Genomic DNA, 19,546 nt, shown 5'->3' with positions numbered 1-19,546 from the left:
ATATATATATACTAGTACTATTATTTCCGTTTTCATTCACATTTTGCAAAAATTACGCACTTATAACTTTCCATTTTCCTCACCATATAACATATATTGAAAATTTATTAAAAGGATGGGTGCTTCATGAATATTGGAAGTTTTCGCTTACCATTTTTTGAGAAAGAAACTCAAAACGTTATGCACCAAGATCTAGAAGCCTCTGAGATAATCAGTAATTTCTTACTTACCCATATTCCTATTAAAACTAATATACCACTCATTCTCGTTTGTATCGGCACAGATCGCTCTACAGGTGACGCACTCGGCCCATTAGTTGGTACAAAACTTGAACAAATAGACATCCAAAACCTCCAAGTATTCGGTACACTAGATGAGCCAGTACATGCGCTAAATTTAGAAGAGAAAATTCAGAATATACAGAAAGAATATCCTACTGCATTTATAATTGCTGTTGATGCATGTTTAGGAAAGTCCCAAAATATCGGATCAATCACTACTGGAAAGGGACCTAGTAAACCTGGGGCTGCTATGAATAAGAAATTACCTGCAGTTGGTGATTTGCACATACACGGTATTGTCAATCTAAATGGGTTTATGGAGTTTTTCGTTCTTCAAAATACAAGATTAAGTTTAGTCATGAAAATGGCTGATGTAATCGCAAAAAGTATAAAAGAGACGGATCAAAAATTATCCGCATTAAAAAAAGCAAACCATCTATAAATAATAAGATGGTTTGCTTTTTAATTTTTCTGTGCTAATAGTTCTAAAATACGATTTAAATCTTCTTTATTAAAAAATTCAATTTCGATTTTACCTTTTTCTTTTTTCGTCTCTTTAATTTTCACATCTGTGCCAAACTTTTCTCTTAAGAACGTTTCACGTTCTACGAAAAATATATTTCGCTCTTTTTTCACTTTTTTTGTTTCACGTGAAACGTGTTGATTAATCTCTTGGACGATTTTCTCTAATTGACGAACATTTAATCCTTCTTTTTCAATGCGTTTCAATAAGGACTTCAATTGTTCTTCATCTTTTATCGTAAGTAAAGTTCTCCCATGAGCCATTGAAAGTTGACCATTTGCAATCATATCTTGTACGAAAGAAGGTAGGCTTAATAACCGAGTATAATTTGCAATGTAAGGTCTGCTTTTACCAAGACGTTTCGCTAATTGTTCTTGCGTTACATTCAGCTCATTCATTAATATCTGGTATGCCATTGCCTCTTCCATAGGATTTAAATCTTCTCGTTGTAAGTTTTCTAACAAAGCAAATTCCATCATTTGCTGTTCAGTTAATTGTCTTACAACCGCAGGTACTTTTTCTAAACCAGCCTCTTTTGCAGCACGAAATCGTCTTTCGCCTGCAACAATTTCATATCCTTTAATACTCTTCCTAGCAATTAATGGTTGTAGAATACCGTGTTCCTTAATCGAAATTGCTAATTCCTGAATCGCCTCTTTATTAAAGTGTTTACGCGGTTGATATGGATTCGGCCTTAATTCAGTTACAAGAATCTCCTGAATTGTTTCCTCTTCTTTCACATCTAAATCAGGAAAAAACACATTAATTCCTCTTCCTAATCCTTTAGCCACCTGCAATCACTTCCTCTGCTAAATCTATATACACTTCTGCTCCTCTTGATTTAGCGTCATACTGCATAATAGGTTTCCCATGACTTGGAGCCTCGCTCAAGCGTACATTACGCGGAATAATCGAGCGATATACTTTATCCCTAAAATACTTTTTCACTTCATCTATAACTTGAATCCCTAAATTTGTACGGGCATCCAACATTGTTAACAATACACCTTGAATTGCTAAATTTTTATTTAAATGTTTTTGTACAAGTCGAACTGTATTTAATAGCTGACTTAACCCTTCTAGTGCGTAATATTCACACTGTACAGGAATAATAACAGAATCTGCTGCTGTTAATGCATTAATCGTTAATAACCCTAAAGATGGGGGACAGTCGATAATAATATAGTCATATTCATCACGAACTGGCTGTAATGCTCTTTGCAAACGTACTTCCCGGGAAATAGTCGGTACCAATTCAATTTCAGCACCAGCCAATTGAATTGTAGCGGGTAGAACATCTAAGTTTTCAGTTGCGGTTTTCTGTATAACCCCTTGAACATCTGCATCTTCCACAAGAACGTTGTAAATACATTGATCTAATTCAGATTTTTCAATTCCCACACCAGTCGTTGCATTTCCTTGAGCATCAATATCTACAAGAAGGACTTTTTTACCTACTTGCGCCAATCCAGCCCCTAAATTAACAGATGTTGTTGTTTTTCCAACACCGCCTTTTTGATTAGCAATAGCAATGATTTTTCCCATGATGTCACCTACTTTCAACCTTTCTATCTTATTCTAGTAACAATTACGTTTATTGTAACATGAAATAAAACTTTTTCTTTTACGTCCTTTATTAAACTTCAAAATTTATTTCTAAACTCCTTCTTCATTTAACAAGAAAATATAGTAAAAGAGACCTCTCCAATAGGATAAGGTCTCTAGCACGTCATTATTATTTTTTCTTTGGAATTTTAATTGTAATTTGATAGTACTCATCAAATTCTTCTTCCTCAGAATTAACATTCAAACCACTTTCAGTAACCATTTGTAAAGATTGTCTAATTGTATTCATAGCAATCCTCGTATCTCTACTTACTGCTTTTTGCTTTGCCTTACGCTTCGGTTTTGCTTCCTCTAGTAACTTCGCAATTCGTTCTTCTGTTTGCTTTACATTTAGTTGTTTCTCAACAATTTCCTGTAAAACCTTCAGTTGTAATTCCTCATTTTTTAAAGGAATGAGAGCGCGGGCATGACGTTCTGTAATGCTTTTTTCTAATAATGCACTTTTTATTTCTTCAGGCAACTTTAACAAGCGCAACTTATTTGCGATTGTAGATTGTCCTTTTCCAAGTCGTTGTGCCAATGCTTCTTGTGTTAAATTATGTAACTCAATCAGCTTTTGATATGCCACAGCTTCCTCGATTGCCGTTAGTTCCTCACGTTGCAAGTTTTCAATTAAAGCTACAGAAGCTGTCTCTGTATCATTTAAATTCTTTATAATTGCAGGAACCTTTTCCCAACCTAACTTTGTTGCCGCGCGAAAACGTCTTTCTCCAGCAATAATCTCGTACTTATCATCCTCATATTGCCTTACAACAATCGGTTGAATAAGTCCATGTGTACGAATTGTTAATGCTAGCTCATCAATACGCGCATCATCAAAAACTGTTCTTGGTTGATAACGGTTAGGGGTAATATTTACTATCGGAATTTCTTGTATTTCTTCATATACCTTTTTATCTATCTCTTCATGGCTTTCGTCTTGTAATTCGAATTCGCTCTCTTTATCTCCAAAGCCAAATAAACGAGAAAACGTATTTTTCATACATATTCCACCACCTTTTAGGCCTATTGACTATTCTCCATAAAATGTTTCCTATGAAACATTTACGTTTTCATTTATATAATTTAATCTTACGTCTAATAAGATTTATTTTTCAATAGGTAATTTATTGGGTGTTCCCGGTTTGCGTGGATATTTCTTTGGTGTCTTGCGCTTTTTCTCGATTAATAAAATATTACGTTCACTCTCTTCAAATGGTAATTGGAAAGTAGACATCTCTTTCAACTCTCCGCCTAGCACCTCTAAAGCATACTTGCCATTTTCAATTTCTTCGTTTGCTGCTGCACCTTTCATTGCAATGAATGTTCCTCCAACTTTTACAAGTGGTAAACATAGCTCACTTAATACAGAAAGACGCGCAACTGCACGTGCCATTACAATATCGTATGATTCACGTACACCTTCTTTTTTCCCAAATGTTTCTGCACGATCATGACAAAATGCAACATCACTTAATTCTAACTTTTGGGCTAAGTGATTTAAGAAATTAATACGTTTTTGCAATGAATCTACAATTGTTACTTTTAAGTGCGGGAAACAGATTTTTAAAGGAATACTTGGGAATCCAGCCCCTGCACCAACATCACAAATTGAGAATGGTTTTGAAAAATCATAATAAAAAGCAGCTGTAATGGAATCAAAAAAGTGTTTTAAATATACTTCTTCTTTTTCTGTAATAGCCGTTAAGTTCATTTTTTCATTCCACTCTACTAATGTTTCAAAGTAGATTTTGAACTGCTCTAACTGTCTAGAAGAGAGGGTGATTCCCTTCTCTTCTAGCATAGATTGAAATTGTTCTATGTTCATCTAGCAATATCTCCTTACTATTTATTGGTTCGATACGCGTGCAATTTTTCCTTGTTCTATATACACAAGTAAAATGGAAATATCCGCTGGATTTACGCCAGAAATACGTGAAGCCTGCCCCATTGAAAGTGGACGAACATCTTTCAATTTCTGTCTAGCTTCTGAAGCAAGGCTAGAAATCGCATCATAATCAATATCTACAGGGATTTTTTTACTCTCCATTTTCTTCATACGCTCTACTTGCTGTAAAGATTTTTCAATATACCCTTCATACTTAATCTGAATTTCAACTTGTTCTTTAACTTCATCACTTAATTCTACTTCACTTGGTACTAAAAGATGAATATGCTCATATGTCATCTCTGGACGACGTAATAAGTCACTTGCACGTATTCCATCTTTCAATTCACTTCCGCCAATATTGCGAATTAATTCTTGAACTTCAGGACGTGGTTTAATAATAATGCTGCTTAACCGTTCCTTTTCCTGTTCAATTTGTAATTTTTTATTTGTAAATCGCTCATAGCGCTCTTCTTTAATTAATCCAATTTCACGACCAACTTCAGTTAAACGAAGATCAGCATTATCGTGGCGTAATAATAGACGGTATTCTGCACGAGACGTTAATAAACGATATGGTTCATTTGTACCTTTCGTTACAAGATCATCAATTAAGACGCCAATATAAGCATCCTCGCGACCTAAAACAACTTCTTTTTTACCTAAAGAACGGCATGCTGCATTAATTCCAGCCATAAGCCCTTGTCCGGCCGCCTCTTCGTAACCAGAAGTTCCATTAATTTGTCCTGCTGTATATAAATTTTTAATCTTTTTCGTTTCAAGTGTTGGCCATAGTTGTGTTGGCACAATTGCATCATATTCAATTGCATAACCTGTACGCATCATTTCAACATTTTCTAGGCCTGGAATTGTTCTAAGCATGTCACGTTGTACATCTTCTGGTAAGCTTGTGGATAAACCTTGTACATATACTTCTTGTGTATTACGCCCTTCTGGCTCTAAGAAAATTTGATGACGTGGTTTATCATTAAATCTTACTACTTTGTCTTCAATAGAAGGACAGTATCTAGGGCCTGTTCCTTTAATCATACCAGAATACATAGCTGAACGATGTAAATTTTCATCTATTAAACGGTGTGTTTCTGTACTTGTATATGTCAACCAACATGGAATTTGATCCATAATAAATTTCGTTGTTTCAAAAGAGAACGCACGTGGCTTATCATCACCTGGTTGAATTTCTGTTTTACTGTAGTCAATTGTATTACTGTTTACACGCGGAGGTGTTCCTGTTTTAAATCTAACAAGATCAAATCCAAGTTCCTCTAAATGCTCAGATAATGTAATAGACGGTTGCTGATTATTTGGACCGCTTGAATATTTTAAGTCGCCCATGATAATCTCGCCGCGTAAAAATGTTCCAGTTGTAATTACAACGGTTTTTGCTGTATATTCTGCACCAGCTTGTGTAACTACCCCTTTACATACACCTTCTTCAACGATTAAACGCTCTACCATTCCTTGGAACAACGTTAAGTTTGGTGTTTCTTCAATTGTTTTCTTTAATTCATGTTGGTAAGCGAATTTATCAGCTTGCGCTCGAAGTGCACGTACGGCTGGTCCCTTACCTGTATTTAGCATACGCATTTGAATATGAGTTTTATCAATATTACGTCCCATTTCTCCGCCTAATGCATCAATTTCACGAACAACAATCCCTTTTGCTGGTCCACCAACAGAAGGGTTACATGGCATGAATGCTACCATATCCAAGTTAATTGTTAACATTAATGTTTTTGAGCCCATTCGTGCTGCCGCAAGACCAGCTTCACATCCTGCATGACCTGCACCGATTACTATGACATCGTATGAACCGGCATTGTATCCCATTGTTTATTCCTCCTAATAATCTCTATCTTTCTACAACTTCACTATATTATTTTCCTAAACAAAATTGAGAGAACAACTGGTCAATTAAGCTTTCATGCACTGTGTCCCCAGTAATTTCACCAAGTATTTCCCACGTTCTTGTTAAATCAATTTGTACCATATCAATTGGTACACCATTTTCAATCGCCTCAACTGCATCACCGATTGTTTTTCCTGCTTGTGTTAATAATCCAATATGTCTCGCATTAGAAACATATGTCATATCTGCAGAATCGATTGTTCCTTCAAAGAATAAATCAGCTATTGCCTTTTCGAGTTCATCTATTCCTTGTTCCTCAATTAAGGATGTTGTAATAACACGATTCCCCGCGGCTAACTCTGTAACACGTTCCATATCAATCGCTTGCGGTAAATCAGTCTTATTCACAATAACAATAAAGTCTTTTCCTTGTACCGCACGGAATAGATCTTCATCCTCATTTGTTAAAGCCTCGCTATAGTTGACAACAACTAATACTAAATCCGCTTGGCTCATCATTTCTTTTGAACGTTCCACACCAATTCGTTCAACAACATCTTCTGTCTCCCGAATACCGGCTGTATCTATAAGTTTAAGAGGTACACCACGCACGTTAACGTACTCTTCAATAACATCACGAGTTGTTCCTGCAATATCAGTTACAATTGCCTTTTTCTCCTGAACAAGACTATTTAATAACGATGATTTCCCAACGTTAGGTCTACCGATAATTGCTGTAGCAATACCTTCACGTAAAATTTTCCCCTGTTTTGATGTTTCTAATATTTTTTCGATTTCCGAACGAACATGCGTCGCTTTCTCAATTAAAATATTATGTGTCATCTCTTCTACATCATCGTATTCTGGATAATCTATATTTACCTCAACATGAGCTAATGTTTCTAATATTTCTTGACGCAAAAGACCAATTAATTTAGATAATCGCCCTTCCATTTGATTAATTGCTACATTCATCGCACGATCTGTTTTTGCTCGAATCAAATCCATAACAGCTTCTGCTTGTGATAAGTCGATACGTCCATTTAAAAAAGCACGTTTTGTAAATTCGCCCGGTTCTGCCAATCGTACTCCTTGTGCTAGAATAAGTTGCAATACTTTATTTACTGAAACAAGTCCACCGTGACAGTTAATTTCCACTATATTTTCACGTGTAAAAGTCCTTGGTGCGCGCATAATAGACACCATGACTTCTTCAATAACTTGATTTGTATCTAAATCAACAATATGACCATAATGAATAGTGTGAGAAGGAACCTCTGTTAAATCCTTCCCCTTAAAAATACGATCAACTTTCTCAACCGCATCATCCCCACTTACTCGAACAATGGCAATTGCACCCTCTCCAAGCGCTGTGGAAATCGCAGCAATTGTATCAAATTCCATGTCCTTTCACCTCACTTGCTTATTTATCTCTATTTCAACATGATTATTTCTTTCACTAAATTATTAGGATACCATAACGAACCTATCTACAAAAGAAGAATAACTCATTTTATTATATCCCCATGTAAAAAACACTAAACTTATTCACAGTGGATAAGTTTAGTGTTTTTTAGTTATCCACATCTATTTTCCGCTCAAAAAAACCGGCACTCATTTGAGCAACCGGTCATTTAGGAGATATTACAACATGCCGATGTGGTTCATTTCCTTCAGAAGTTGTATTGATACCTTGATGATTTGATAATGCCTGATGAATAATTTTTCGTTCAAAAGATGGCATCGGTTCTAAAATAACTCTTTTTTTCGTATTAAATACTTGTTTCGCTAATCGATAAGAAAGTGATTCTAACGTACTTTTTCTTTTACTACGATAATTTTCAGCATCTAGTGTAATACCGATATACTGCTTCGTGTTACGATTCGCGACAAGTTTTGTTAAATACTGTAAAGAGTTCAATGTATTACCTCTTTTCCCAATTAAAATACCTACATTATCACCAGAAATTGTAAATTCGATTTCGCGTCCTTTTACAATTTTACTAATCTCGACTTCCACACCCATATCGTGAATAACATTTCTTAAATATTCTTCACATTCTTGAATTGGATCTTTCTTCAATACAACTTCTACTACTGCAGGGCGATTCCCAAATAAACCTAAGAATCCCCTTTTACCCTCATCGACAATATTTATATCTACTCGATCTTTTGATGTATTTAATTGCCTTAAAGCATCCTCTACTGCCAGCTCGACTGTTTGTCCTTTAGCAGTAATTACACTCACTTGCTTGAGCCTCCAGCTTTACCAGCCTTACTAGCCTTAATCTCTGGCCCTTTAATAAAGTACATTTGAGCAATACCAAAGATATTACCAACAACCCAGTAAAGTGATAATGCAGCTGGGAAGTTAATTGCAAAGATTAAAATCATAATCGGCATAAGCCAAAGCATCATTGCCATTTGTGGATTTTGACCAGCTGTTCCTGCCATTGCAAGCTTTTGCTGAATAAATGTCGTAATTGCTGCAACGACTGGTAAGATATAGAACGGGTCTGCATGTCCTAAATCGAACCATAAGAAACTATGTTGTTTAATTTCAGCTGTTCTCATAATTGCATGATAAAAAGCGAACAGAATTGGCATTTGAATAAAGATTGGTAAACAACCAGCTAATGGATTTACACCATTTTTTTGGTATAACTGCATCATTTCTTGCTGCAGTTTTTGCTGTGTCGCTTGATCTTTAGAGCTATATTTCTCTTTTAACTTCACCATTTCCGGTTGTAACGCTTGCATCGCTTTCGTACTCTTCGTTTGTTTAATCATTAATGGTAATAACGCAAAACGAATGATAAGAGTCGTAACAACAATTGCTAAACCATAATTACTGTTAAATAAGTTTGCAAAATACGTGATTAACTGAGAAAGCGGGTATACGAAGTATTCATTCCAAATTCCAGTGCTTTTTGGTGTAATTGGCTGATTTACTTCACTACAGCCAGCAGTAATCGCCATTAATGCAATAAGCATGGCTAGTAAACCTAATTTCTTTTTCAAAGCCTACTCCTCCTTGTATCGGTATGTATATAGTGTAATTCATTTCCTTACGCTACTTTTTTATTCTTTTCATACCAGAGCGTTTAAAGACATGAATTAAGCTTTTCTTTACTTCTTCATATGTCATCTCTGCACAAGGCTTCCTTGCTATTATAACAAAATCTTTTCCAGAAGCTATCTCATCTTTTAACTCTGTAATAGCCTGACGGACCATGCGCTTAATTCGATTACGAACTACTGCATTTCCTATTTTCTTGCTAACAGAAAGGCCGATGCGAAAGTTTGGCTGTTCTTCTTTATCTAATTGGTATACAACAAACTGACGATTTGCATTTGATTTTCCGTTTTGAAAAACCGCCTGGAATTCATCATTCTTCTTTATACGATGTTTTTTCTTCATATCAATTGACACTCCTGTATTTCATCAGCGGAAATTCACTATTATTAGAAAAAAAGACCACTGAACGATCAGTGGTCTACGCAGATAATACTTTTCTTCCTTTACGACGACGAGCTGCTAGCACTTTACGTCCGTTCGCTGTGCTCATACGGCTGCGGAAACCATGTACTTTGCTGCGCTTACGTTTATTTGGTTGGTAAGTTCTTTTCATTATATGACACCTCCCTGAGGAATATCTGTTAAAGACAGTCCTATAAATTATAGTTAATTAACTAGGAAAATGTCAATGGTTCTAGAAATTTTCATCAAATATTCATTTTGAACCTATTCACATACTTTTTCACAGCACCTATATTTCCTTGTGGATAAATATTTTTTCGCGCTTTTTATATCCACAAACTTTTTTCACACTTTTACACAGTATATCGTGTTGTGGACAAGTTTATTCCACAAGGTATTGATTTTGTGGATAACTTTCTTAAATTCATTGCTATAGCCACTTTTTTTTGATATTATAGTTGTGTTTTCACTTTGAATAAGTTTTCCACATCTTTATCTTATCCACAATTTGTGTATAACATGTGGACAGTTTTAATCACATGTGGGTAAATAGTTGTCCACATTTGCTTTTTTTGTCGAAAACCCTATCTCATATACAAACGACGTTTTTAGGTTTTAAAATACGTTTCGTATAAATATACATTTTATATTTATTAGGTTGTACATTTGTTGCGCAACCTTATTCTTTTACCAACTTAGTAAAGGAGGGACACCTTTGGAAAATATTTCTGATTTATGGAATAGTGCCTTAAAAGAATTAGAAAAAAAGGTAAGCAAGCCTAGTTATGAGACATGGTTAAAATCCACAACGGCTCATAACTTGAAGAAAGACGTATTAACGATTACAGCTCCGAATGAATTTGCTCGTGACTGGCTAGAATCTCATTACTCCGAACTAATTTCAGAAACACTATACGATTTAACAGGGGCAAAATTAGCAATTCGCTTTATTATTCCCCAAAGTCAAGCTGAAGAGGACATTGATTTGCCTCCAGTTAAGCCGAATCCAGCACAAGATGATTCAGCTCATTTACCACAGAGCATGTTAAATCCAAAATATACATTCGATACATTTGTTATTGGCTCTGGTAACCGTTTTGCCCATGCAGCTTCATTAGCTGTAGCTGAGGCGCCAGCTAAAGCGTATAATCCACTCTTTATTTACGGGGGAGTTGGACTTGGAAAGACACATTTAATGCACGCAATTGGTCATTATGTAATTGAACATAATCCAAATGCAAAAGTTGTATATTTATCATCAGAAAAATTTACAAATGAATTTATTAACTCTATTCGTGATAATAAAGCTGTTGATTTTCGTAATAAATATCGTAACGTAGATGTTTTATTGATAGATGATATTCAATTTCTTGCTGGAAAAGAACAGACTCAAGAAGAGTTTTTCCATACATTTAATGCATTACACGAAGAAAGTAAACAAATTGTAATTTCTAGTGACCGACCACCAAAAGAAATTCCAACTTTAGAAGATCGTCTTCGTTCCCGCTTTGAATGGGGACTTATTACAGACATTACGCCGCCAGATTTAGAGACACGAATTGCGATTTTACGCAAAAAAGCAAAAGCTGAAGGGCTTGATATACCAAATGAAGTTATGCTTTATATCGCAAATCAAATTGATTCAAATATTCGTGAATTAGAAGGTGCACTTATCCGAGTTGTAGCTTATTCATCTTTAATTAATAAAGATATTAATGCTGATTTAGCAGCTGAAGCACTTAAAGATATTATTCCAAATTCTAAGCCGAAAATTATCTCTATTTATGATATTCAAAAAGCTGTCGGGGACGTTTATCAAGTGAAATTAGAAGATTTTAAAGCGAAAAAACGTACAAAATCAGTTGCGTTTCCTCGCCAAATTGCAATGTATTTATCGCGCGAACTTACAGATTCCTCTTTACCAAAAATAGGTGAAGAATTTGGTGGACGTGATCATACAACAGTTATCCATGCCCATGAAAAAATCTCTAAACTACTAAAAACCGATACGCAATTACAAAAGCAAGTTGAAGAAATTAATGGTATTTTAAAGTAGTAGCTGAATAGTGTGAATAACTTACCTTGTTTTACGCACAGTCTATCCACATGTAGATAGACTGTTTTTACATCCTTTAGCGGGGTTATCCACATATCCACAAGCCCTATTACTATTACTACTATTTTTTATCTTTATTAATTAAATAAAATCTTATACTTACCGGAGGTTTTTCTTTATGCGTTTTACAATACAAAAAGACTATCTTGTAAGAGGTGTACAAGATGTAATGAAGGCAGTTTCTTCTCGTACAACAATCCCAATTCTTACGGGAATTAAAGTTGTAGCAACTGAAGAAGGAGTTACATTAACAGGAAGCGATGCTGATATTTCGATTGAATCGTTTATTCCAGTCGAAGAAGATGGAAAAGAAATCGTAGAAATAGCTCAATCAGGAAGCATTGTTTTACAGGCAAAATATTTTAGTGAGATTGTAAAAAAACTACCTAAAGACACTGTCGAAATTTCTGTAGAAAATCATTTTATGACAAAAATAAAATCTGGAAAATCAGAGTTTAACTTAAATGGTTTAGATTCTGCAGAATATCCGTTATTGCCACAGATTGAAGAACATCATGTATTTAAGATACCAACAGATTTACTTAAACATATGATCAGACAAACTGTATTTGCAGTTTCTACTTCTGAAACAAGACCAATCTTGACAGGTGTAAACTGGAAGGTATATAACAGCGAGTTAACTTGTATTGCAACAGATAGTCATAGGCTGGCACTTCGAAAAGCAAAAATTGAAGGACATAATATTGCAGATGAATTCCAAGCTAATGTTGTTATCCCAGGTAAGAGCTTAAATGAATTAAGTAAAATTTTAGATGAGTCTGAAGAAATGGTAGATATCGTTATTACGGAGTATCAAGTATTATTCCGTACAAAACATTTATTATTCTTCTCAAGATTGTTAGAAGGGAATTATCCTGATACGACACGTTTAATTCCGGCAGAGAGTAAAACGGATATTTTTGTGAATACAAAAGAATTCCTACAAGCAATTGATCGAGCTTCACTATTAGCAAGAGATGGCCGCAATAACGTTGTTAAATTATCAACTTTAGAGCAAGAAATGCTAGAGATTTCTTCGAATTCACCAGAAATCGGAAAAGTTGTCGAAGAAGTACAATGCGAAAAAGTAGATGGAGAAGAGTTAAAAATATCTTTTAGTGCAAAATATATGATGGATGCATTGAAAGCTTTGGATAGTACAGAGATTAAAGTTAGCTTTACTGGGGCGATGAGACCGTTCTTAATTCGTACAGTAAATGATGATTCAATTATTCAATTAATTTTACCGGTTCGTACTTACTAGGTAAGGAATAAGGGTTGCTAGTTTAAAGATGCTAGTGGCCCTTATTTGATTTTTGGGTATTACTTTCCTAATGCTAGTTTATTTAGTACAATGAAAGAATGAACACTTTCAGAAAGTGAGCGATTTTATGAAACGTATTAAAATTTCAACAGAGTATATTACACTAGGACAATTTTTAAAGTTAGCTGATGTAATTGATACAGGTGGCGCTGTAAAATGGTTTTTACAAGAATATGAAGTGTACGTGAACAACGAACTTGAAAATAGAAGAGGTCGCAAACTATATGCGAATGATGTTATTGAAATTCCAGGAAGCGGAACTTTCCAAGTTCAGGCATAAAGGGGGAGCCCTTTGTTTATTTCAGAAATACAATTAAAAAACTATCGCAATTATGAAAAATTAGAGCTTTCCTTTGAAGATAAGGTAAATGTAATTATCGGCGAAAATGCGCAAGGGAAAACAAATTTGATGGAAGCTATTTATGTTTTAGCGATGGCGAAATCTCATAGAACCTCTAATGATCGCGAACTTATCCGCTGGGATGAAGATTTTGGTCAAATAAAAGGGAAATTACAAAAAAGAAACAGTTCTTTGTCTTTGGAATTAAATATTTCGAAAAAAGGTAAAAAGGCAAAATTAAATCAACTTGAACAGCAAAAGTTAAGTCAATATATTGGCGTGATGAACGTTGTCATGTTTGCCCCAGAAGATTTAAATCTTGTAAAAGGAAGCCCTCAAGTAAGAAGACGCTTTTTAGATATGGAATTAGGACAAATAGCTCCTGTATATTTGTATGAATTAAGTCAATATCAAAAGGTGCTCACGCAACGAAATCACTTGTTGAAAAAAATGCAAGGGAATAGTAAGAATGAGGAAACGATGTTGGATGTATTTACACTTCAACTAATTGAGCATGGTGCGAAAATACTGCAAAAACGTTTTGAATTTTTGCATTTGCTACAGGAATGGGCAGCTCCAATTCATCGAGGTATAAGCCGTGGATTAGAAGAGTTAGAAATTGTCTATAAACCAAGTGTAGATGTATCAGAATCAATGGATTTGTCGAAAATAAAAGAAGTATACTATGAAAGTTTTCAATCTGTGAAACAACGTGAAATTTTCCGTGGTACGACTTTAATTGGTCCTCATCGTGACGATTTACAATTCTTCGTTAATAGTAAAAATGTTCAAGTCTTTGGTTCGCAAGGACAACAACGAACGACCGCACTATCCCTAAAATTAGCTGAAATTGAATTGATTTATTCAGAGGTTAAAGAATATCCAATCCTTTTGTTGGATGATGTTTTATCAGAATTAGATGATTATCGTCAATCACATCTTTTAAATACAATTCAAGGAAAAGTGCAAACATTTGTTACAACGACGAGTGTCGACGGAATTGAACACGAAACATTAAAAGAAGCGAAAACAATTCATGTAACGAACGGCACTGTAGATTGTGAAATAGATAGGGAATAACCCCTGTTTAAATGGAAAAGTAGGTGATCTTTGTGTCAATGGAACAAAAGCAAATGCAAGAAAATGCATATGATGAAAGTCAGATACAGGTGCTTGAAGGACTAGAGGCAGTTCGGAAACGCCCTGGTATGTATATTGGATCTACAAGTGGAAAAGGGCTTCACCATCTTGTTTGGGAAATCGTAGATAATAGTATTGATGAAGCACTTGCAGGTTATTGTGATGAAATTAATGTTAGTATCGAAGAAGATAATAGTATTCGTGTAACGGATAATGGGCGTGGTATTCCGGTTGGTATACAAGAAAAAATGGGACGTCCAGCTGTAGAAGTTATTATGACTGTTCTCCACGCCGGTGGTAAATTTGGCGGTGGCGGTTATAAAGTTTCTGGTGGTTTACATGGTGTTGGGGCATCGGTTGTAAATGCTCTATCAACAGAATTAGAAGTATTTGTACATCGTGAAGGTAAAATCCATTACCAAAAATACGAAAGAGGTATTCCGGTTGCGGATTTAAAAGTCATTGGTGACACCGATCAAACAGGAACAATAACTCGATTTAAACCAGATCCGGAAATTTTCCAAGAAACAACAGTATACGATTTTGATACGCTAGCAACTCGTATGCGTGAATTAGCGTTTTTAAATCGTAATATTAAATTAACAATTGAAGATAAACGTGAACATAAGCAAAAGAAAGAATTCCATTACGAAGGTGGAATTAAATCATACGTTGAGCATTTAAATCGCTCAAAACAACCGATTCATGAAGATCCTGTGTACGTAGAAGGTTCAAAAGATGGTATTCAGGTTGAGGTTTCTCTTCAATATAACGAAGGATACACAAATAATATTTACTCATTTACGAATAACATCCATACGTATGAAGGTGGTACACATGAGGTAGGTTTTAAAACAGCTTTAACTCGTGTAATCAACGACTATGGTCGTAAAAATAGCATTTTAAAAGATGCGGACAGTAATTTAACTGGTGAGGATGTTCGTGAAGGTTTAACAGCAATTGTATCAATTAAGCATCCAAATCCACAATTTGAAGGACAAACGAAGACAAAACTTGGGAATAGTGAAGCGAGAACAATTACAGAGTCTGTATTCTCAGAGGCATTTGAAAAGTTCTTACTAGAAAATCCTAATGTAGCGCGAAAAATTGTAGAAAAAGGTACGATGGCTGCACGTGCACGTGTAGCTGCGAAAAAAGCGCGTGAATTGACACGTCGAAAGAGTGCGTTAGAAGTTTCAAGTTTACCTGGTAAATTAGCTGATTGCTCTTCGAAAGATCCAGCAATTAGTGAAATTTACATCGTAGAGGGTGACTCTGCGGGTGGATCTGCAAAACAAGGACGCGATCGTCATTTCCAAGCAATTTTACCGCTGAAGGGTAAAATTATTAATGTGGAAAAGGCGCGCTTAGATAAGATTTTATCAAATGATGAAGTTCGTACAATTATTACGGCAATCGGTACAAATATTGGTGGAGACTTCGATATTGAAAAAGCACGCTATCATAAAGTTATTATTATGACCGATGCCGATGTTGATGGTGCACATATTCGTACCCTATTATTAACGTTCTTCTATCGTTATATGCGTCAAATAATTGAGTGTGGTTATATCTATATTGCACAGCCGCCATTGTTTAAAATACAACAAGGTAAAAAAATTCAATATGCTTACAACGATAAGGAACTTGAAAAAATCTTAGCTGAGCTACCAGCCCAGCCGAAACCAGGAATTCAACGTTATAAAGGTCTTGGGGAGATGAATCCAACTCAGCTATGGGAGACGACAATGGATCCAGAAGTACGTTCGTTACTTCAAGTTTCTCTTCAAGATGCAATAGAAGCAGACGAAACGTTTGAAATTTTAATGGGTGATAAAGTAGAACCGCGTCGTAACTTTATCCAAGAGAATGCAAAATACGTGAAGAACCTTGATATTTAAATGAGTAATGACAGGAATCTAAGTATTCCTGTCTTCTACATATAAATCAATGTATGTGTAACGGAAATGTAAGAGGAGGTGCTCGTTGATGTCAGACAATCAACAACAAGCACGAATTCGAGAAATTAATATTAGTCATGAAATGCGTACCTCATTTTTAGATTACGCAATGAGTGTTATCGTATCTCGTGCATTACCAGATGTTCGTGATGGATTAAAACCTGTGCATCGTAGGGTTTTATATGCGATGAATGATTTAGGAATTACAGCTGATAAAGCGTATAAGAAATCAGCACGTATTGTCGGTGAAGTAATCGGTAAGTATCACCCTCATGGTGATTCAGCCGTTTATGAAACAATGGTACGTATGGCGCAAGATTTTAGTCAACGTTATATGCTTGTAGATGGGCATGGTAACTTCGGTTCTGTAGATGGAGATTCAGCAGCAGCAATGCGTTATACAGAGGCAAGAATGTCTAAGATTTCTATGGAATTAATACGTGATATTTCAAAAAATACAATTGATTATCAAGATAACTATGATGGTTCCGAAAGAGAACCGATAGTACTACCAGCGCGTTTCCCTAATTTATTAGTAAACGGTACAACAGGTATTGCTGTTGGTATGGCAACAAATATACCGCCGCATCAGCTTGGCGAAGTAATTGATGGTGTGCTGGCATTAAGTCATAATCCTGATATTACTATCGCAGAATTGATGGAATATATTCCTGGTCCAGACTTTCCGACGGCAGGTTTAATTTTAGGAAGAAGTGGAATTCGAAGAGCTTATGAAACAGGTCGCGGTTCCATTATGCTTCGTGCTAAGGTTGAAATTGAAGAGAAGTCAAACGGTAAACAATCTATTATCGTAACTGAACTACCTTATCAAGTTAATAAGGCGCGATTAATTGAAAAAATCGCAGAATTAGTTCGCGATAAGAAAATTGAAGGTATTACAGATTTACGTGATGAATCAGATCGTAATGGTATGCGTATTGTCATGGAAGTACGTCGTGATGCTAATGCAAACGTACTATTAAACAATCTATATAAACATACAGCGCTTCAAACAAGTTTCGGTATTAATATGTTGTCTCTTGTAAATGGGGAGCCACAAGTACTAAATTTAAAACAAAATCTATATCATTATTTAGAGCATCAGAAGGTAGTAATTCGTAGACGTACTGCTTATGAATTAGAAAAAGCAGAAGCACGTGCTCATATTTTAGAAGGATTACGAATTGCTTTAGATCATCTTGATGAAGTTATTACGTTAATTCGTAGTTCAAAAACGGCAGATATTGCAAAGCAAGGCTTAATGGAACGTTTTGGTTTAAGTGAGAAACAAGCGCAAGCGATTTTAGATATGCGTCTGCAACGCTTAACTGGATTAGAACGTGAAAAAATTGAGCAAGAATATCAAGACTTAATGAAGTTAATTGCTGAATTAAAAGCGATTTTAGCAGATGAAGAAAAAGTTCTTGAGATTATTCGTGAAGAATTAACAGAAGTAAAAGAGCGTTTCAATGATAAGAGACGAACAGAGATTACAATTGGCGGTATGGAATTTATTGAAGATGAAGATTTAATTCCTGAACAAAACATTGCGATTACGTTAACTCATAACGGTTATATTAAGAGGTTACCAGCTTCTACGTACAAAACACAGAACCGTGGGGGACGTGGTGTGCAAGGAATGGGTACGAATGATGATGACTTTGTTGAACATTTATTAACAACGTCTACTCATGATCATATTTTATTCTTTACAAACAAGGGTAAAGTATACCGTACGAAAGGATATGAAATTCCAGAGTATAGTCGTACTGCAAAAGGACTACCAATTATTAACCTATTAGGGGTAGATAAGGGTGAGTGGATTAACGCTATTATTCCGATTCGTGAATTTGGTGACGATCAGTTCTTATTCTTTACGACAAAACAAGGGGTTTCTAAGAGAACGCCACTTTCATCATTTGCAAATATACGTACAAATGGTTTAATTGCAATTTCTCTTCGTGAAGAGGATGAAGTAATATCTGTACGTTTAACATCGGGTGATAAGGATATTATTGTCGGGACAAGTAACGGTATGCTAATTCGTTTCAATGAACAAGATGTTCGTTCTATGGGACGTAATGCTGCAGGTGTTAAAGCTATTACGTTGGGCGATGAAGACCAAGTTGTAGGTATGGAAATTGTCGAAGAGGATGTAAATGTTCTAATTGTAACGAAAAATGGTTACGGAAAGCGTACACCGATTGATGAATACCGTCTGCAAAGTCGCGGTGGTAAAGGTCTGAAAACTTGTAACATTACAGATAAGAACGGTAAATTAGTAGCTGTTAAGTCTGTTACAGGTGAAGAAGATATTATGTTAATTACAGCGGCAGGCGTTATTATTCGTATGCCAGTTGATCAAATCTCTCAAATGGGACGTAATACACAAGGTGTTCGTCTAATTCGATTAGAGGAAGACCAAGAGGTAGCGACGGTAGCAAAAGCACAAAAAGATGAAGAGGAAGAAACGAGTGAAGAGGTTTCTTCAGAAGAATAAGAGAGGGGATTTTCCCTCTCTTTATTTTTTTATAATAATACTTGCATAGGGAAGAGAAAGCCTATATAATAGGCAGAGTCAGCAAATGAGAGATACAACTTATCAAAAAAACTTGTTGACCAAAATAATATAGTATGATATATTATAAAAGTCGCTGAAACGCGATGTTGAACTTTGAAAACTAAACGAAACAAACAACGTGAAACGTCAATTTTTATTTTAGATGCTAGACAAACTAACTTTATTGGAGAGTTTGATCCTGGCTCAGGATGAACGCTGGCGGCGTGCCTAATACATGCAAGTCGAGCGAATGGATTAAGAGCTTGCTCTTATGAAGTTAGCGGCGGACGGGTGAGTAACACGTGGGTAACCTGCCCATAAGACTGGGATAACTCCGGGAAACCGGGGCTAATACCGGATAACATTTTGAACCGCATGGTTCGAAATTGAAAGGCGGCTTCGGCTGTCACTTATGGATGGACCCGCGTCGCATTAGCTAGTTGGTGAGGTAACGGCT

At 35.6% G+C, this 19,546-nt stretch carries 17 protein-coding genes and 1 rRNA gene; 8 read left to right on the top strand and 10 right to left on the bottom strand.

The genetic code is table 11. The annotated features are described in order from the left end of the window. The first annotated feature begins 126 nt into the window (after positions 1 to 126). On the top strand, positions 127 to 723 hold the full coding sequence (yyaC, locus tag BLT20_RS17835; RefSeq protein ID WP_001020714.1) for a spore protease YyaC: 597 nt from the start codon (positions 127 to 129) through the stop codon (positions 721 to 723). Between the two features lie 20 nt (positions 724 to 743). Here yyaC and spo0J read toward each other — a convergent pair whose 3' ends face one another. From spo0J to rpmH, 10 genes are all read right to left on the bottom strand, one after another. Then, entirely contained in the window at positions 744 to 1,595 is an 852-nt protein-coding gene (gene spo0J, locus BLT20_RS17830) for a stage 0 sporulation protein Spo0J (protein ID WP_001051831.1), read from the bottom strand. Continuing rightward, complete coding sequence (gene soj, locus BLT20_RS17825) at positions 1,588 to 2,349, bottom strand: sporulation initiation inhibitor protein Soj (protein WP_000516114.1); 762 nt, start codon at positions 2,347 to 2,349, stop codon at positions 1,588 to 1,590. Before soj ends, spo0J begins: the two co-directional genes overlap by 8 nt. 190 nt (positions 2,350 to 2,539) lie before the next feature. Beyond that, complete coding sequence (gene noc, locus BLT20_RS17820) at positions 2,540 to 3,412, bottom strand: nucleoid occlusion protein (RefSeq protein ID WP_000799016.1); 873 nt, start codon at positions 3,410 to 3,412, stop codon at positions 2,540 to 2,542. A gap of 105 nt (positions 3,413 to 3,517) precedes the next feature. Next, positions 3,518 to 4,237 carry a 16S rRNA (guanine(527)-N(7))-methyltransferase RsmG gene (rsmG, locus tag BLT20_RS17815; protein WP_001019628.1) on the bottom strand — a complete coding sequence of 240 codons (720 nt, stop codon included), beginning with the start codon at positions 4,235 to 4,237 and terminating at the stop codon, positions 3,518 to 3,520. A 21-nt stretch (positions 4,238 to 4,258) separates the two neighbouring features. Beyond that, entirely contained in the window at positions 4,259 to 6,148 is a 1,890-nt protein-coding gene (mnmG, locus tag BLT20_RS17810; protein ID WP_000541031.1) for a tRNA uridine-5-carboxymethylaminomethyl(34) synthesis enzyme MnmG, read from the bottom strand. Positions 6,149 to 6,194: 46 nt separating this feature from the next. After that, entirely contained in the window at positions 6,195 to 7,571 is a 1,377-nt protein-coding gene (gene mnmE, locus BLT20_RS17805) for a tRNA uridine-5-carboxymethylaminomethyl(34) synthesis GTPase MnmE (RefSeq protein ID WP_000393757.1), read from the bottom strand. Positions 7,572 to 7,797: 226 nt separating this feature from the next. After that, positions 7,798 to 8,415: an RNA-binding cell elongation regulator Jag/EloR gene (jag, locus tag BLT20_RS17800; protein WP_073339273.1), complete on the bottom strand. Its 618-nt coding sequence runs from the start codon at positions 8,413 to 8,415 to the stop codon at positions 7,798 to 7,800. Further along, entirely contained in the window at positions 8,412 to 9,188 is a 777-nt protein-coding gene (gene spoIIIJ, locus BLT20_RS17795; RefSeq protein WP_000727734.1) for a YidC family membrane integrase SpoIIIJ, read from the bottom strand. Before spoIIIJ ends, jag begins: the two co-directional genes overlap by 4 nt. Before the next feature lie 52 nt (positions 9,189 to 9,240). Beyond that, positions 9,241 to 9,588 (bottom strand): ribonuclease P protein component, encoded by a 348-nt coding sequence (rnpA, locus tag BLT20_RS17790; RefSeq protein ID WP_000726624.1) that lies wholly within the window; start codon positions 9,586 to 9,588, stop codon positions 9,241 to 9,243. A gap of 76 nt (positions 9,589 to 9,664) precedes the next feature. Further along, positions 9,665 to 9,799: a 50S ribosomal protein L34 gene (gene rpmH, locus BLT20_RS17785; RefSeq protein WP_000831901.1), complete on the bottom strand. Its 135-nt coding sequence runs from the start codon at positions 9,797 to 9,799 to the stop codon at positions 9,665 to 9,667. 564 nt (positions 9,800 to 10,363) lie between these two features. Between rpmH and dnaA the strand changes: the two genes are divergently transcribed. From dnaA to BLT20_RS17750, 7 genes are all read left to right on the top strand, one after another. Next, the gene (dnaA, locus tag BLT20_RS17780; protein ID WP_000428017.1) at positions 10,364 to 11,704 is read left to right on the top strand and encodes a chromosomal replication initiator protein DnaA; all 1,341 of its coding nucleotides are present in this window, start codon (positions 10,364 to 10,366) and stop codon (positions 11,702 to 11,704) included. Positions 11,705 to 11,882: 178 nt separating this feature from the next. Beyond that, positions 11,883 to 13,028, top strand: coding sequence for a DNA polymerase III subunit beta (dnaN, locus tag BLT20_RS17775; RefSeq protein ID WP_001212884.1), 1,146 nt, complete (start codon positions 11,883 to 11,885; stop codon positions 13,026 to 13,028). A 127-nt stretch (positions 13,029 to 13,155) separates the two neighbouring features. Beyond that, positions 13,156 to 13,368 (top strand): S4 domain-containing protein YaaA, encoded by a 213-nt coding sequence (gene yaaA, locus BLT20_RS17770; RefSeq protein WP_000821364.1) that lies wholly within the window; start codon positions 13,156 to 13,158, stop codon positions 13,366 to 13,368. Positions 13,369 to 13,380: 12 nt separating this feature from the next. After that, positions 13,381 to 14,508 carry a DNA replication/repair protein RecF gene (gene recF / locus BLT20_RS17765; protein ID WP_000470745.1) on the top strand — a complete coding sequence of 376 codons (1,128 nt, stop codon included), beginning with the start codon at positions 13,381 to 13,383 and terminating at the stop codon, positions 14,506 to 14,508. A gap of 38 nt (positions 14,509 to 14,546) precedes the next feature. Further along, on the top strand, positions 14,547 to 16,469 hold the full coding sequence (gene gyrB / locus BLT20_RS17760; RefSeq protein WP_000435981.1) for a DNA topoisomerase (ATP-hydrolyzing) subunit B: 1,923 nt from the start codon (positions 14,547 to 14,549) through the stop codon (positions 16,467 to 16,469). Between the two features lie 88 nt (positions 16,470 to 16,557). Continuing rightward, entirely contained in the window at positions 16,558 to 19,029 is a 2,472-nt protein-coding gene (gyrA, locus tag BLT20_RS17755) for a DNA gyrase subunit A (RefSeq protein ID WP_001282864.1), read from the top strand. Positions 19,030 to 19,270: 241 nt separating this feature from the next. Then, positions 19,271 to 19,546, top strand: a 16S ribosomal RNA gene (locus BLT20_RS17750); the annotation flags it as partial.

This window comes from Bacillus sp. cl96, assembly GCF_900100505.1.
Lineage (GTDB): Bacteria > Bacillota > Bacilli > Bacillales > Bacillaceae_G > Bacillus_A > Bacillus_A cereus.
Note: the sequence above shows the minus strand (reverse complement) of the source record. Positions and strands in the feature narration are given on the sequence as shown.